The 15,931-nt window shown below is 62.8% G+C and carries 14 protein-coding genes and 1 riboswitch; of the genes, 7 read left to right on the forward strand and 7 right to left on the reverse strand.

The genetic code is table 11. The features are described from left to right. The first annotated feature begins 273 nt into the window (after positions 1–273). A complete protein-coding gene (gene trhA / locus IFT98_RS07985; RefSeq protein ID WP_192047993.1) occupies positions 274–891 on the forward strand; it encodes a PAQR family membrane homeostasis protein TrhA in 618 nt (205 codons plus the stop codon). A gap of 3 nt (positions 892–894) precedes the next feature. On the opposite strand, the gene IFT98_RS07990 is transcribed toward trhA, so the two are convergent. Together IFT98_RS07990 and IFT98_RS07995 are read right to left on the reverse strand one after the other, a co-directional pair. Continuing rightward, complete coding sequence (locus IFT98_RS07990) at positions 895–1,614, reverse strand: 16S rRNA (uracil(1498)-N(3))-methyltransferase (protein ID WP_192047994.1); 720 nt, start codon at positions 1,612–1,614, stop codon at positions 895–897. 132 nt (positions 1,615–1,746) lie between these two features. Continuing rightward, on the reverse strand, positions 1,747–3,153 hold the full coding sequence (locus IFT98_RS07995; RefSeq protein ID WP_192047995.1) for an adenosylmethionine--8-amino-7-oxononanoate transaminase: 1,407 nt from the start codon (positions 3,151–3,153) through the stop codon (positions 1,747–1,749). Positions 3,154–3,342: 189 nt separating this feature from the next. On the opposite strand from IFT98_RS07995, the gene IFT98_RS08000 reads away from it, so the two are divergent. From IFT98_RS08000 to IFT98_RS08010, 3 genes are all read left to right on the forward strand, one after another. Further along, positions 3,343–5,109, forward strand: a complete 1,767-nt coding sequence (locus tag IFT98_RS08000) for a flavin monoamine oxidase family protein (protein WP_192047996.1) — start codon at positions 3,343–3,345, stop codon at positions 5,107–5,109. Between the two features lie 198 nt (positions 5,110–5,307). After that, on the forward strand, positions 5,308–5,859 hold the full coding sequence (locus tag IFT98_RS08005) for a cytochrome b (protein ID WP_192047997.1): 552 nt from the start codon (positions 5,308–5,310) through the stop codon (positions 5,857–5,859). 37 nt (positions 5,860–5,896) lie between these two features. After that, positions 5,897–6,496 (forward strand): YceI family protein, encoded by a 600-nt coding sequence (locus IFT98_RS08010; RefSeq protein WP_122480558.1) that lies wholly within the window; start codon positions 5,897–5,899, stop codon positions 6,494–6,496. Between the two features lie 70 nt (positions 6,497–6,566). Here the strand turns inward: IFT98_RS08010 and IFT98_RS08015 are convergent, their stop codons facing one another. From IFT98_RS08015 to IFT98_RS08035, 5 genes are all read right to left on the reverse strand, one after another. Beyond that, a complete protein-coding gene (locus IFT98_RS08015) occupies positions 6,567–8,447 on the reverse strand; it encodes a DEAD/DEAH box helicase (protein WP_122714475.1) in 1,881 nt (626 codons plus the stop codon). A 221-nt stretch (positions 8,448–8,668) separates the two neighbouring features. After that, complete coding sequence (locus tag IFT98_RS08020) at positions 8,669–9,499, reverse strand: substrate-binding periplasmic protein (protein ID WP_192047998.1); 831 nt, start codon at positions 9,497–9,499, stop codon at positions 8,669–8,671. 52 nt (positions 9,500–9,551) lie between these two features. Beyond that, positions 9,552–10,634, reverse strand: coding sequence for a hypothetical protein (locus tag IFT98_RS08025; protein WP_192047999.1), 1,083 nt, complete (start codon positions 10,632–10,634; stop codon positions 9,552–9,554). 78 nt (positions 10,635–10,712) lie between these two features. Then, on the reverse strand, positions 10,713–11,558 hold the full coding sequence (gene metF, locus IFT98_RS08030; protein ID WP_192048000.1) for a methylenetetrahydrofolate reductase [NAD(P)H]: 846 nt from the start codon (positions 11,556–11,558) through the stop codon (positions 10,713–10,715). Between the two features lie 69 nt (positions 11,559–11,627). Beyond that, a complete protein-coding gene (locus IFT98_RS08035) occupies positions 11,628–13,037 on the reverse strand; it encodes an adenosylhomocysteinase (RefSeq protein WP_192048001.1) in 1,410 nt (469 codons plus the stop codon). 21 nt (positions 13,038–13,058) lie between these two features. Then, positions 13,059–13,166, reverse strand: a riboswitch (S-adenosyl-L-homocysteine riboswitch). 197 nt (positions 13,167–13,363) lie between these two features. On the opposite strand from IFT98_RS08035, the gene IFT98_RS08040 reads away from it, so the two are divergent. The 3 genes from IFT98_RS08040 (at position 13,364) to IFT98_RS08050 (ending at position 15,927) form a co-directional block, all read left to right on the forward strand. Continuing rightward, positions 13,364–13,759 (forward strand): acyl-CoA thioesterase, encoded by a 396-nt coding sequence (locus IFT98_RS08040; RefSeq protein ID WP_122480552.1) that lies wholly within the window; start codon positions 13,364–13,366, stop codon positions 13,757–13,759. A 123-nt stretch (positions 13,760–13,882) separates the two neighbouring features. Then, positions 13,883–15,103 (forward strand): putative DNA modification/repair radical SAM protein, encoded by a 1,221-nt coding sequence (locus IFT98_RS08045; RefSeq protein WP_122480551.1) that lies wholly within the window; start codon positions 13,883–13,885, stop codon positions 15,101–15,103. Further along, positions 15,100–15,927, forward strand: coding sequence for a TIGR03915 family putative DNA repair protein (locus IFT98_RS08050; protein WP_192048002.1), 828 nt, complete (start codon positions 15,100–15,102; stop codon positions 15,925–15,927). Before IFT98_RS08045 ends, IFT98_RS08050 begins: the two co-directional genes overlap by 4 nt. Positions 15,928–15,931 lie beyond the last annotated feature (4 nt).

The raw sequence follows: 15,931 nt of genomic DNA on the forward strand, positions 1-15,931 counted from the left end.
GCGGCGCGAGCCGCGTCAGGCCTCACCGCGTTGCGCCAGGTTCACTGCGCTGCCCGCCGACGCGGCTCGCGCCGCTGCTACAAGGAATCTGTCGTTGCGGCAACCGCGTTCGGCGTCCGGGTAATGACGATCGCCGTCACGGTAACCGCGTCCGGCATCACCGCTACCCTGTAGCAGCGGTGCGAGCCGCGTCGGCGGACACCGCGGTGGGACGGTCAATCGCGTCGGCGTTTGACGCGGCTTGCGCCGCTGCTACAGGGGTAAGGAGTTTGTATGTACCATGGCGAACGAATGAACGCCTGGACCCATTTGGTCGGCGCCGTGCTGGCGGCGGTCGGTGCTGTCTGGCTGCTGCTTTTGGCGGCGTTTCAAGGTGACCCCTGGAAGATCGTCAGCGTGTGCATCTATGGCAGCACGCTGATCCTGCTCTACAGCGTTTCCACGATCTACCACAGCGTGCGCGGGCGCGGCAAAGCGCTCATGCAGAAGCTCGATCACCTGTCGATCTACCTGCTGATTGCCGGCAGCTACACGCCGTTCTGCCTGGTCACCCTGCGCGGGCCCTGGGGCTGGAGCCTGTTCGGTGTGGTCTGGGGGCTGGCGGTACTGGGCATGTTGCAAGAGATCAAGCCACGCTCCGAGGCCCGCGTGCTGTCTGTCGTGATCTACGCGGTGATGGGCTGGATCGTGCTGGTCGCGATCAACCCACTGCTGCGCCTGCTGGGCCCCGCTGGATTCGCCTGGCTGGCCGCAGGCGGCGCGCTGTACACCGTGGGCATCATCTTCTTCGCACTGGACAAACGCCTGCGCCATGCCCACGGTATCTGGCACTTGTTCGTGATCGCAGGCAGCGTGCTGCACTTCATCGCGATCTTTTTTTACGTCATCTGAACCCTAGAAATCACCCCACAGCTGCTGCGCCACCGCCAAGGCGACCACCGGCGCGGTTTCGGTGCGCAATACGCGAGGGCCAAGGCGGGCTGCGTGAAAGCCGGCGGCCTTGGCCTGCTCCACTTCGGCATCGCTCAAACCCCCTTCAGGGCCGATCAGGAACGCCAGGCTGGCAGGTTTTGCATGGCTGAGCAGCGGCTCTGCAACGGGATGCAGCACCAGCTTGAGCTCGGCGTGGCTGGCAGCGACCCAATCGGCCAGCGCCTGCGGCGCATGAATGACCGGCACGCTGGAACGGCCGCACTGCTCGCACGCGCTGACCGCTACCTGGCGCCAGTGCGCCATGCGCTTGTCGGCGCGCTCGTCCTTGAGGCGCACCTCGCAGCGTTCGCTCACTAGGGGGGTGATTTCACTCACGCCCAGTTCGGTAGCTTTCTGGATCGCCCAGTCCATCCGTTCGCCACGGGACAGGCCCTGACCCAGATGGATGGCCAGCGGCGAATCGGGCTGGCCGGCAAACTGTTCGTCGAGGGTGACGCTGACGCGTTTCTTACCTACTTCCAGCAAGGTGCCGAGGTATTCCTGACCGCTGCCGTCGAACAGCTGCACCTTGTCGCCGGCGGCCATACGCAGCACGCGGCCGATGTAGTGGGCCTGGGCTTCGGGGAGTTCGTGTTCGCCCAGGGCGAGCGGGGCGTCGATGAAAAAGCGGGACAGTCGCATGGGGTGTCTCTGGTGATTTTGTGGTGTTTATTCGGGCCTCATTGCGGCCACTGGCCGCTCCTACGGTTGCATCGTGTGCCCCTGTAGGAGCGGCCAGTGGCCGCGAAAGCGTTGGTACAGGCGACGCCCTACTCAACCCGGATCGCGAAACCCAGGGTGGAAATCTTCGGTTACCTGCACGCTCACGCTGCTGCGCGTGGCGATATCGATCCCCTCGCTGGCCACCTCGGCCAGGAAGTCGATTTGCTCGGGCGTAATTACGTAGGGCGGCAGGAAATACACCACGCTGCCCAGCGGCCGCAGCAACGCGCCACGTTCGAGTGCGTGGTTGAATACTTTCAATCCGCGCCGCTCCTGCCAGGGGTAGGCGGTCTTGCTGGCCTTGTCTTGGACCATTTCGATGGCCAGGACCATGCCGGTCTGGCGCACTTCGGCCACATGGGCATGATCGACGAGGTGCGCCGTGGCGCTGGCCATGCGCTCGGCCAGGGCGCGGTTGTTCTCGATGACGTTGTCCTGCTCGAAGATGTCCAGTGTTGCCAGCGCCGCGGCACAGGCCAGCGGATTGCCGGTGTAGCTGTGCGAATGCAGGAAGGCGCGCAGTGTCGGGTAGTCGTCGTAGAAAGCGCTGTAGACGTCATCGGTGGTCACACAGGCGGCCAGCGGCAGGTAGCCCCCGGTCAGCGCCTTGGACAGGCACAGGAAATCCGGACGGATGCCGGCCTGCTCGCAGGCGAACATCGTTCCGGTACGGCCGAACCCCACCGCAATTTCGTCGTGGATCAGGTGCACGCCGTAGCGGTCGCACGCCTCGCGCAACAGCTTGAGGTACACCGGGTGATACATGCGCATACCGCCAGCACCCTGGATCAACGGTTCGATGATCACCGCAGCAATGCTTTCATGGTGCTCGGCCAGGGTGTGTTCCATGGCTTGGAACAGCGTGCGCGAATGCTCCTCCCAACTCACCCCTTCGGGCCGCAGGTAGCAGTCCGGGCTCGGCACTTTCAAGGTGTCGAGCAGCAGCGGCTTGTAGGTTTCGGTGAATAGCGGCACGTCACCGACCGACATCGCCGCAATGGTTTCGCCGTGATAGCTGTTGGTCAGCGTGACGAAGCGCTGCTTGTTCGGCTGACCGCGGTTGACCCAGTAGTGAAAGCTCATCTTCAGCGCGACTTCGATGCACGACGAGCCGTTGTCGGCGTAGAAACAGCGGGTCAGGCCTTCGGGCGTCATCTTCACCAACCGCTCGGACAGCTCGATCACCGGCTGATGGCTGAAGCCGGCCAGAATCACATGTTCCAGCTGATCGACCTGATCCTTGATGCGCTGATTGATGCGCGGGTTGGCGTGCCCGAATACATTGACCCACCAGGAGCTGACCGCATCCAGGTAACGCTTGCCTTCGAAGTCCTCCAGCCATACGCCTTCACCGCGCTTGATCGGGATCAGCGGCAGCCGCTCGTGGTCTTTCATCTGGGTGCAGGGGTGCCACAAGACCTCGAGGTCGCGCTTCATCCACTGATCGTTGAGTCCCATCTTTTTCTCCCGCGGCAACACGCTTGGCAAACAGTCGCGCAAGCCTATGCAATGAGGCCTCGGCTCACAACCCAAACATGCTCGATGGCGGCGCTGGCGGGCAGTATGGCGCTGGCGTATGCTGCGCGGCACTTTGCCATTGCCGGGGCATGATCCGGCCATATCGCTTGCTCTGCCGGAGTTCTCTGCATGTCTGCTGGTTGGTTGCGCGCTTGGGCGCTGATAGTGGTGGGGCTGTTCAGCGCGCAGGCGTTGGGCAATGACAAGGCACAGACGGCGATCGTCGTCGGCGGCGGTCTGGCGGGCCTGACGGCTGCCTATGAGCTGCAGGCCAAGGGCTGGCAGGTGACCTTGCTCGAGGCGCGCCCCAGCCTTGGCGGCCGCTCGGGCCTGGCCACCAGCGAGTGGATCGGCGGCAGCAAGATTCAGCCGGTGCTCAACGGCTATGTGAACACCTTCAAGCTGGCCACCCAGCCAGCACCGGAATTCGTCCGCAACCCCGGCTACCTGATCGACGGCGAGTACTTCAGCGCTGCCGACCTGGCCACCAAGCAGCCAGCGACGGCGGAGGCGCTCAAGCGCTACGAGAAAACCCTGGATGACCTGGCCCGCTCGGTCAAGGACCCGGAAAACCCCGGTGCAACCAGCACCTTGTTCGCCCTGGACCAGATCAACGTGTCCAACTGGCTGGACCGCCTGCAACTGCCCGCCACGGCACGGCAGCTGATCAATCAGAAAATTCGTACGCGTTATGACGAACCATCGCGCCTGTCGCTGCTGTATTTCGCCCAGCAGAGCCGCGTCTACCAGGACATCGACGATCGCGATCTGCGCGCTTCGCGCTTGATTGGCGGCAGCCCCGTGCTGGCTCAGGCCTTCGTCAAACAGATCAAGACCATCAAGACCGATTCACCGGTCTCGGCCATCAGTCAGGACAAGGACGGCGTGACCGTCAAGGTCGGTGCCGTGGGTTACCAGGCCAGTTACGTGGTGCTGGCCGTACCCTTGCGTGCGCTGGGCAAGATCGCTTTCACGCCGGCGCTGGACAATCGTCAGCTGGCGGCGATCAAAGGCACCAACTACGGTTGGCGCGACCAGTTGCTGCTCAAGTTCAAGACGCCGGTGTGGGACAGCAAGGCGCGCATGTCCGGCGAGATCTACAGCAACACCGGGCTGGGCATGTTGTGGATCGAGCCGGCCTTGAAGGGCGGCGCCAACGTGGTGATCAACCTGTCCGGTGACAACGCTCGCCTGCTGCAGGCCTTTGGCGACAAGCAGATGGTCGACCAGGTGTTGATCCGCCTGCACGCGTTCTATCCTCAGGCGCGCGGTGCCTTCACTGGCTATGAAATCCGTCGCTACAGTGTCGATCCTTCCTATGGCGGCGCCTACCTGGCTTACGGGCCGGGGCAGATCAGCAAGTTCTGGAAGGTTTGGGAAAAGCCTCAGCAGCGCATCGCTTTCGCCGGTGAACATACCGATGCGCTGTACCCAGGCACGCTGGAAGGTGCGCTGCGCAGTGGCCAGCACGCCGCGGGCCAGGTTCTGGACCTGGCGGCAGGTAAATCTTTCGAGCCGGTCAAAGTGGCTCTGCCAGTGGCTGTGCCAGCGAAGGCCGTCGACAGCAAGCCTGGATTCTTCTCCAAATGGTTTGGTGGGGGCGAGACGCCCGTGGCCAAGCCGGTCGAGCCAGCACCTGCGCCTGCTCCTGCGCCAGTACCGGCGCCAGCGCCTGTTCCAACGCCCGCCCCGGTGCCTGTGGTGGTGCCTGCGCCAACGCCGGCCAAGGCCGAGCCTGTGAAGAAGGCTGCACCCGTGAAAAAGGTCGACGCCAAGAAGCCAGAGACGAAGAAGGCCGAGGTGAACAAGCCTGCGGCCAAGAAGCCGGTCGAAACCAAAAAGCCGGTTGAACCGAAAAACAAGACCGAAGCGAAAAAGCCTGCGGTACAGCCGTAGGTTTCGCACCCTCGCCGTCGCCTTCTTCGCAGGTTGGCGGCGAGCCTTCTACATGCAGAAGTCGCGACCTTGTCACTGACATCCCTGCGCTTAATACTGACTTAATCGACTTTATCGATATTTCAAAGCGAGATTTTCCGCTTTAATTCGATAAGTGAGTCAGTCATCTTGAGCGCAGTTCTTACAGGGTCCAGGCACATGCAACTACGTAATTCTCCCTCTCGCTATGGCTGGGTCAGCATCGTTCTGCACTGGGGCGCCGCGCTGACCGTGTTCGGGCTTTTTGCCCTCGGTCTGTGGATGGTTGGCCTGGGCTACTACGACCCATGGCGCAAGGCTGGCCCCGACCTGCACAAGAGCATCGGTCTGGTGCTGTTCTTCTTCATGCTGCTGCGCGTGGTCTGGCGCTTCATCAGCCCGCCGCCGCCACCCACGCCCAATCAAGGCAAGCTCACCCGCACTGCGGCTCATCTGGGCCACCTGTTTCTCTATGTGGACCTGTTTCTGGTGATGAGCGCCGGTTACCTGATCTCGACGGCCGACGGCGTGGGAATTCCCGTGTTCGGACTGTTCGAGATTCCGGCATTGGTCAGCGGGTTGCCCGATCAGGCTGAAACCGCCGGTACCGTGCATTTCTACCTGGCCTGGGTATTGGTGATGTTCGCCGTATTGCATGGCCTGGCCGCATTGAAACACCACTTCATCGATCGTGATGCAACCCTCATTCGCATGCTGGGTCGCAAAGCTTGACTGCCGTACCTATAAATCTATTCGAGGAATATTCTGTATGTTGAAAAAGACGCTCGCCGCACTTGCCATTGGTTCTGCCTTGTTCACCGCAGGCCAGGCCATGGCCGCCGACTACAAGATCGACAAGGAAGGCCAGCACGCTTTCGTCGACTTCAAGATCAGCCACCTGGGCTACAGCTTCATCACCGGTACCTTCAAGGACTTCGACGGCTCGTTCAGCTTCGATGCAGCCAAGCCTGAAGACTCGAAGATCGACGTGACCTTGAAGACCGCCAGCGTGTTCACCAACCACGCCGAACGCGACAAGCACATCAGCAGCAAGGACTTCCTGGACGTCGCCGCGTTTCCCGAGGCTACCTTCAAGTCCACCAGCGTCAAGCCGACCGGCAAAAGCGCCGATGGCAAGACCACTGCTGACGTGACCGGCGACCTGACCCTGCACGGCGTGACCAAGCCAGTCGTGATCAAGGCTACCTTCCTGGGTGAAGGCAAGGATCCATGGGGCGGCTACCGTGCCGGTTTCGAAGGCACCACGTCGATCAACCGCAAGGACTTCGCGCCCAAGTCGATGGACCTTGGTCCACAGTCGGACACCGTCGAGCTGTACTTCACGTTTGAAGGTGTGAAAGCGAAGTAAGTTATTCGCTGACACAAAAAAACGCCGCAGNGCCCGCTCCCACAGGGCTGCGAGCCTGCCTACCTCATGCTCAGCCTTCGCGATTACGCGTCAGCAGCGCAGGCTTTTCACCCCGTGGCCGGCTTGGCAATTGCTCCAGCTGCTCGGCGGTGGGGAAACGATCGATCTTCGATTCCTTGTGCACGATCACCGGTTGGCTCGGGTTGCGCGAGTCAGCTACCACCGGTTCCTGGCGTGGCTGCTCGTCACGTGCCGGGCGGCGGTTGCGCGGGTTGCTTTCGCGACGGGGCTGGCCGTCACGCGCGCCACCCCCGTTGCTGCGCGGGCCACGCTTGGCACCGGCGTTGTCACCAGTGCCAGCCGGACGCGCGGCGCCACCGCTGCGCGGCGCACCACCGGCAGGACGACCCTGGCGAGGCGCGGCTGCAGGCGCGGCAGCACCGGCCGGAGCCGAGGCGCCCGGACGACGACCACGGCCCTGGTTCTTGCCCTGATAGGGGCTGACGTAATCCGCGCGGTTGCCGAAGTTGTCCACTTCGTCATCGAGGAATTCGTCCGGCGCACGGTTGGCGGAAACAGTCGGTTCTACGGCCGGGCGCGCAGCTTGGGGCTGACGGGGCTTCTGGTCACGGGGTTGGCGTTCAGAACGCGCCCCGGCGGGCTTTTCCTTGCCTTTGTCCTTCCCTTTGTCCTTGCGTCCACCACCGGCATTGCTGCTGCCGTCGCCGCGTGGCGCGCGAGCGCCGCGAGCATTGTTGGCCTGAGGGCGTTCACGCACCTCGGGTTTTTCCGCTTCCACGGTGCTGGCATCGAAGCCCATCAGATCACCGTCCGGGATCTTCTGCCTGGTCATGCGCTCGATGCTCTTGAGCAGCTTCTCTTCGTCCGGCGCGACCAGCGAGATCGCCTCGCCACTGCGGCCGGCACGGCCGGTACGGCCGATACGGTGCACGTAGTCTTCGTCGACGTTGGGCAGCTCGAAGTTGACCACGTGCGGCAACTGGTCGATGTCCAGGCCACGGGCAGCAATGTCGGTGGCAACCATGATGCGTACGGCACCGGCCTTGAAGTCTGCCAGGGCCTTGGTGCGTGCGTTCTGGCTCTTGTTGCCGTGGATCGCCACGGCGCTCAGGCCATGCTTCTCCAGGTACTCGGCCAGGCGGTTGGCGCCGTGCTTGGTACGGGTGAACACCAGTACCTGCTCCCACGCGCCCTGAGTGATCAGGTGCGCCAGCAGCGAACGCTTGTGGCTAGAGGCCAGGCGATAGACACGCTGTTCGATGCGCTCGACCGTGGTGTTGGGCGGCGTGACTTCGATGCGCTCGGGGTTGTGCAGCAGCTTGCCGGCCAGGTCGGTGATGTCCTTGGAGAACGTCGCCGAGAACAGCAGGTTCTGACGCTTGGACGGCAGGCGCGAGAGTACTTTCTTGACGTCGTGCACGAAGCCCATGTCGAGCATGCGGTCAGCTTCGTCGAGCACGAGGATTTCGACGTGGGACAGATCGACACTGCCCTGGCCACACAGGTCGAGCAGGCGGCCGGGGCAGGCCACCAGCACGTCGACACCGCGGGACATGGCCTGAACCTGCGGGTTCATGCCGACACCGCCGAAGATGCAGGCGCTGACGAATTTGAGGTCGCGGGCATAGGTCTTGAAGCTGTCGTGAACCTGGGCGGCGAGTTCGCGCGTCGGAGTCAGGACCAGCACGCGCGGTTGGCGCGGGCCATGACGTTGGGATTTGTCCGGGTGACCACCTGGGAACAGCCGTTCCAGAATCGGAAGGGCGAAACCGCCGGTCTTACCTGTACCTGTCTGAGCGGCAACCATCAGGTCGCGGCCTTGCAACACGGCGGGAATGGCCCGCTGTTGCACCGGGGTGGGCTGGGTGTAGCCCGCTGCCTCGATGGCGCGGACTAGAGCCTCGGAGAGACCGAGGGAAGCAAAGGACATGAGTAATCCTGTTCTAGTAGGGGCTTATGCCCGAGGGATAATCTTGCCTGGCGCGACGGGTGTGTGATGACACTGCCGCGTCCGGTCCTGCTGGGGTTGCAAAGGGGGCATCACGAAGCGGTGCGCGGGCGCAAGCCCAGCTGGCAGGTGCTTCGGGAGGCCTTGGCAAGGCCGAGCGGCCGGACGTAAGCCTGGCACAAGGGCCGAGTATAACAGAGCAATCACATTGCGCTGCTTTCACGCTGCCCAGCGGTGTCCGCAGGCGATTGCCGGAGGATATGCGGCGCAGCGGAAGGTAGCGTTTTACCACTCATTGGCGCATCGGCATAGCGTGCCAGCAGCTGCGCGTAGGCTGGCTCCTGTTTGAACCGGCGCAGTTCGGCGGCGAAGCGCTGCACCAGCAGGTCCATCCCGGCGCCGCGGCGTACCGCCAGAAACTGCGGGTTGCTGCCGATCTCCATGGGCAGGCGACTGACCCGCTGCTCAAGGCCCAGACGCTTGACGGTGTATTCCCCGACCCGGCGGTCGGTGATCAGCAGGTCGATGCGTGCCTTGGCCAGCTTGCCGAAGTTGGCTTCCTGGCTGGGTCCGCTCTCGCGGATCACACCAGGTGCCTGGGCGAACTCGTCACCGTAGTCGTACCCGGCCGTGATGCCCACGGTCAGCCCCTTGAGGTCGGTCATGCTCTGCACTGGGTGAGGGCGATCGTTGGCCTGGTAGAACACCCATTCCACCTCCGACAGCGGCTCCCTGGGGTAGAACAGGCTGGCGTCGCGTTCGTTGGTCTGGAAAATATCGAGGATGCCGTCGGCCTGGCCTTGATCGAGCATGGCCAGACAGCGTTTCCACGGCAGGAACTGCCATTGCACTTGAATGCCCAGGCGCTCGAAGATCAGCGCGGTGATGTCGTAGTCGATTCCCTGCGCCTTACCGTGTTCCTCGAAGGCGTAGGGCGCCCACGAATCGGTGACGATACGCAGCGTTTCGCCGTGGGCCTGCAGGCACCAGCAAAGGAGAAGCGCAGAGGGCAACGAGCGGAGGATGGCAACCATGGGCCGGAGATTACGACGGCTGGCTCCGCTTGAAAAGGTCTGCGCCGGGCTTTCAGGACTTTTGCCGGCTCGTCAGGTGCTGATAGATGGAGCTGCGGCGGCGGCCCAGCAGTAAACGAACGCCGGGATGCCCCAGCCACTGCTCCAGTTGCCTGGGCTGCAGCGGCGTGCGCATGCGCCGCTCGACGTTGTCCTGGGCCTTTTCCCACCAGACGGGTGCGCAGGCCTGGTCGAATTCGTTGGCATGGGGGTAGCAGCCATACAGCACTTCGCGCACGAACTGCCGCTGATGACCGGGCAGCAGCAGGGTCACGGCCTTGAACAGCAAGCGTTGCGCGGCGGGCGGACGCGGCAATTGGGCGGTGACTTGCTGGGTATCGTCCAGCGCAGCGGGGTCGAGCGGCACGTCCTGGTGCTTGCGCAGCCACGCCATGACCTTGGCCCGGAACAGCTGCTTGCGGCTCCAGTAGTGGTGGATCAGGTCGGGGCACTCGCGCAGGGCGTAGTGCCGGTAGGCGGCGATGCCCAGGCAGAACTCCTCGAGAATGTAGGCGCCCTGGGCCCGCGGGTACAGATCGTCCATCAGCTCGATCGAGCGCTCCAGCAGGCAGGCATTGTCGGCATGCAGGCCGATCACCCCGGAGTTGATCAGGGGCATCTGGTCATCGGCCAGGCCGCGCGCCTGCAGTTCTTCGCTCAATGCGCTGTACAGCACGCTTTCCCGGCAGTCGCCATAGCGGATACCGATCGCGTTGCACAGCAGGCTCCCCGGCGCGATACGCTCGAACAGCGCCAGCGGCGACTGATGGAAGAAGGTGTCGGTGTCTATCAGCAGGGCGACTTCGGATTCGCGCAGCACTTCGAGCAGCGCCATGTGCTTGATGCGGAAGTGGTAACCGTGCGGCTGCATCCACGCCTTGCGGGTGGCCGCGTCGAAATTGCGTACGCGCACCGGCAGGTCGCCGTAGGGTGCGGGGTCGTCGGTGAACACCTGGATGTCGATGCTGTGACCGGGCGTTTCACGTAGACGAGCCAGGGCACTGCAGATGCTGAAGATGGCTTCCCGGTGATAGGTGTCGGCACCGAACACGAGGTAGACCAGCTGCGGACGAGAAGAGCGGGTTTGAGTGACCATGGACCTGATTCTGATGCTGATGAACGACAAAAAAAGGCCCCGGCAATGTGCCGAGGCCCTGAGGCCGTCTGAGAAGACTCAGCTGCTGAGTTTCAGATTGTTCCATACGGCCAGGCTGGGTTCTGCCTGGTTAAGGGTATAGAAGTGCAGGCCCGGTGCGCCGCCCTGCAATAAACGCTCACACATCTGCGTGATCACTTGCTCGCCGAACGCCTGGATGCTTTTCACGTCATCGCCGTAGGCTTCCAGCTGCTTGCGCACCCAGCGCGGGATTTCCGCGCCGCAGGCGTCGGAGAAACGCGCCAGCTTGCTGTAGTTGGTGATCGGCATGATGCCGGGCACGATCGGAATGTTCACGCCCAGCTTCTGCACGCGCTCGACGAAGTAGAAATAGCTGTCGGCGTTGAAGAAGTACTGAGTGATTGCGCTGCTGGCGCCGGCATTGGCCTTGCGCGCGAAGTTGACCAGGTCATCTTCGAAATTGCGCGCCTGCGGGTGCATCTCGGGGTAGGCCGCCACTTCGATGTGGAAGTGGTCGCCGGTTTCGGCGCGAATGAACTCGACCAGGTCGTTGGCATGGCGCAGCTCGCCGCTGGACATGCCCATACCCGAAGGCAGGTCGCCGCGCAGGGCAACGATGCGCTTGATGCCCGCCGCCTTGTACTGGTCGAGCAGGCCACGCAGTTCTTGCTTGCTGTCGCCCACGCACGACAGGTGCGGAGCGGCGGGAACATTGACTTCGTTTTCCAGCTGCAGAACGGTGTTCAACGTGCGGTCGCGGGTCGAACCGCCAGCGCCGTAGGTGCAGGAAAAGAAATCGGGTTTGTAGGCAGCCAATTGGCGGGCAACGCCCATCAGCTTTTCATGCCCGGCATCGGTCTTGGTCGGAAAGAACTCGAAGCTTAAGGGACGATCTTGAGACATGGCAGTTTCTCGGTAAACCCATCGAGCGGGCCAGTGTTGGCTGGCCCGCCGTGTCAACGGTGCAGAAGCTTAGTAGCGGTAGGCTTCTGGCTTGAACGGACCTTCGACGGTGACGCCGATGTAGTCGGCCTGCTTCTGGGTCAGCTGGGTGACCACGCCGCCGAAGCCGCGGACCATTTCCAGAGCCACTTCCTCGTCGAGTTTCTTTGGCAGCACTTCGACGGTCAGGCGCGCAGCCTTGCCGTTGGCGTCCAGGTCGGCGTACTTCTGCTCGAACAGGAAGATCTGTGCCAGCACCTGGTTGGCGAACGAGCCGTCCATGATGCGGCTTGGGTGACCGGTGGCGTTGCCCAGGTTAACCAGACGGCCTTCGGCCAGCAGGATCAGGTAGTCGTCGTTCTGCGCGTCGAAGCTGCCGGCACCGGTGCGGTGGATCTTGTGCACCTGTGGCTTCACTTCTTCCCATGCCCAGTTCTTGCGCATGAAAGCGGTGTCGATTTCGTTGTCGAAGTGACCGATGTTGCAGACCACGGCACGCTTCTTCAGCGCCTTGAGCATGTTGGCATCGCAGACGTTGACATTACCGGTGGTGGTGACGATCAGGTCGATCTTGCCCAGCAGGGCCTTGTCGATGCTCGCTTCGGTGCCATCGTTGATGCCGTCGATGAATGGCGAAACCAGCTCGTAGCCATCCATGCAGGCCTGCATGGCGCAGATCGGGTCGACTTCGGAAACCTTGACGATCATGCCTTCCTGACGCAGCGACTGGGCCGAGCCCTTGCCCACGTCACCGTAGCCGATCACCAGCGCCTGCTTGCCCGACAACAGGTGGTCGGTGCCGCGCTTGATGGCGTCGTTGAGGCTGTGACGGCAGCCGTACTTGTTGTCGTTCTTGCTCTTGGTCACCGAGTCGTTGACGTTGATGGCCGGGATCTTCAGTTCGTCCTTGGCCAGCATGTCCAGCAGGCGGTGCACGCCGGTGGTGGTTTCTTCGGTCACGCCGTGGACCTTGTCCAGCATGGCCGGGTATTTCTTGTGCAGGATTTCGGTCAGATCGCCGCCGTCGTCCAGGATCATGTTGGCATCCCATGGCTGGCCGTCCTTGAGGATGGTCTGCTCGATGCACCACTCGTATTCTTCCTCGGTTTCACCTTTCCAGGCGAACACCGGGATACCGGCGGCAGCGATGGCTGCAGCGGCCTGATCCTGGGTGGAAAAAATGTTGCACGAGGACCAGCGCACTTCGGCACCCAGCGCGACCAGAGTCTCGATCAGCACGGCGGTCTGGATGGTCATGTGGATGCAGCCCAGGATCTTCGCACCCTGGAGCGGCAGCTGGCCGGCGTATTTGCGGCGCAGGCCCATCAGTGCAGGCATTTCCGACTCGGCAATGATGGTTTCGCGACGGCCCCAGGCAGCCAGGGAAATGTCGGCGACTTTGAAATCGGAAAAACCAGCAGGCGTAAGTACAGCGCTCATTAAGAGCCTCCATTCGTAAGGTTCGAATGGGCGCCGTTGTGTGCGTTTGGCGTCCCCAGGCAAGGCCGGAAAGGACAACGCCCCATCCGAGCCTGACAGGTCGAGCCTGCTGCAGCGCCCCTCGGACGGGTGGCGGGAACGGCCGGGAGTGAAAAGGGCCGTTGGGTGAATCGGTGGCGATTATATAGCGATGTGCCCAGCTGCCAAAGTATTTCTGACGATCAGCGCCGGATCGATAATGGTATTCATAGGCAAAGCTCAATGGAGCCGGGCGCCGCGGTCTGCCATGATTCGAGCCACTTAAGGTGAAGAACAGAGGAGCCAGCATGAATTTTCATACGCGCAAATGGGTAAAACCCGAAGACCTCAACCCCAACGGCACCTTGTTCGGTGGCAGCCTGCTGCGCTGGATCGACGAGGAAGCGGCCATCTACGCCATCGTCCAGTTGGGCAATCAGCGCGTGGTGACCAAGTACATCTCCGAGATCAACTTCGTCAGCGCTTCGCGCCAGGGCGACATCATCGAGTTGGGCATCACGGCGACCGAGTTCGGGCGGACCTCCATCACCCTGACGTGCGAAGTGCGCAACAAGATCACCCGCAAGAGCATCCTGACCGTGGACAAGCTGGTGTTCGTCAACCTCGGCGAAGATGGCCTGCCGGCGCCTCACGGACGCAGCGAAATCCGCTACATCAAGGATCAGTTCGACACCGTGGGCTGAGTTCCTGGGGGGGGGCGACGGTCAGGTCCGAAGCCGCGTGCTGCCTGGCTTCTGGCCGACCGGTGGCGTTGCTGGTGGGCCGGTATTTCTGTACTGTACATAAAAACAGTATCGGGAAATTTCATGCAATTGATCGATAAGCTCAGCATCCTCGCCGACGCCGCCAAGTACGATGCCTCGTGCGCCAGCAGCGGTGCGCCCAAGCGCAGCTCGGAAGGCAAGGGCGGACTGGGCTCGACCAATGGCATGGGCATCTGCCACAGCTACACGCCGGACGGCCGCTGTGTATCGCTGCTCAAGATCCTGTTGACCAATTTCTGCCTGTTCGATTGCCAGTATTGCGTCAACCGCCGCTCCAGTGACGTGCCGCGGGCGCGCTTCACGCCTGAGGAAGTGGTGCGGCTGACGGTGGATTTCTATCGCCGCAACTGCATCAGCGGGCTGTTCCTGAGCTCGGGCATCATTCGCTCGGCCGACTACACCATGGAGCAGTTGATTCGCGTCGCACGCCTGCTGCGCGAGGAACATCAGTTTCGCGGTTACATCCACCTCAAGACCATTCCCGAAGCGGACCCGGCGCTGATCGCCGAGGCCGGTCGCTATGCCGATCGCTTGAGCGTGAACATCGAGCTGCCCACCGATGCCAGCCTGCAGACCCTGGCCCCGGAAAAAGACGTGGCTTCGATCAAGAAAGCCATGAGCACCATCTACACCGGTCAGCAGACCGTGCTCAACGAGCCGCGCGCGCCGCGTTTCACACCGGCTGGGCAGAGCACGCAGATGATCGTCGGTGCCGACCAGACCGATGACAGCACCATCCTGCACAGCGCCGAGTCGCTGTACGGCAACTTCGGCCTCAAGCGGGTCTACTATTCGGCGTTCAGCCCCATTCCCAACAGTCCCAAGAGCGTACCGCTGGCAGCGCCGCCGCTGATGCGCGAGCACCGCCTCTACCAGGCCGACTTCCTGCTGCGCAGCTATGGCTACAAGGCGGACGAATTGCTGTCCGGTCCGGGCGACCTGGCGCTGGACATCGACCCGAAACTGGCCTGGGCGCTGGAAAACCGAAGCGTTTTTCCGTTGGACCTGAACCGTGCCGAACCGGCGCTGATCGCGCGCATACCCGGTATTGGCCTGCGTACCACCAAGCGCCTGGTGGAGCTGCGCCGGCAGCGGCGGATTCGCTATGAAGACCTGACCCGCCTGCGTTGCGTGCTGGCCAAGGCCAAGCCGTTCTTCATCACCAGCGACTACCACCCGCAGCAGGCCGAGATTTCCACCTTGCTGCTGCGCGACCAGTTGCGTGATCGCCCGCAACCCCAGCAGTTGGGGCTGTGGGGATGATATGCCTGGACTGCGACAACCTGTTCGCGACCTGGCGGCAACAGGCGCGCTGGCTGCTCAGCCATCAGATCGATCCGAGTCATGTGGGCTGGAACACCGTGGCGGACCTGTTCGCCACGGACGAGCACTACCCGGCGGAAATCGGGCCATTCCAGGCGCGCATTCCCGTAGCCCTCATCGAGCTTCTTGAAAGCGCCGCGCAGTACCGTGGCGAGCAACGCTGGAGCCTGTTGTACGAAGTGCTCTGGCGCGTCAGTCACGGCGATCGCACGGCCATGCTGGCGGGTGATCGCCTGGGCAGTGAACTGCACCGGCGCATCAAGCAGGTGCGACGTGAAAGCCATCATCTGCATGCCTTCCTGCGTTTCGTCGAGCTGCCGGTGGCAGCCGAGGGGCCACCGGGCCCCGAGTACGTGGCCTGGCATGAACCGGCCCACGACATTCTGGCCCTCGCCAGCGAGCATTTCATCGGCCGCATGGGGCGCAGTCGCTGGCTGATCGCAACGCCCCAGGACGGGGTCTATTACGACGGCACTCAGTTGATCCACGAACGGCAATGCCCGCTGGAATGGCAACAGCTGGCGCAGCAGGCGCACGACCCGCAAGGCGAACTGTGGCTGACCTATTACAGCCACATCTTCAATCCTGCGCGCCTGAACCCCAAGGTCATGCAGGGCCACCTGCCCACCCGCTTCTGGAAGAACCTCCCCGAAGGGGCATTGATTCCCGGCCTGATCAGCGATGCGCGCACCGGCAAGCAGCGCGATGGCCAGGCCAGCGACATCGGCAAGCGCCAGGGCAAACGCATCGGCCGTTCGGTTTAGCCGG

Origin of the sequence: Pseudomonas sp. CFBP 8770, assembly GCF_014841705.1 — a bacterium.
Lineage (GTDB): Bacteria > Pseudomonadota > Gammaproteobacteria > Pseudomonadales > Pseudomonadaceae > Aquipseudomonas.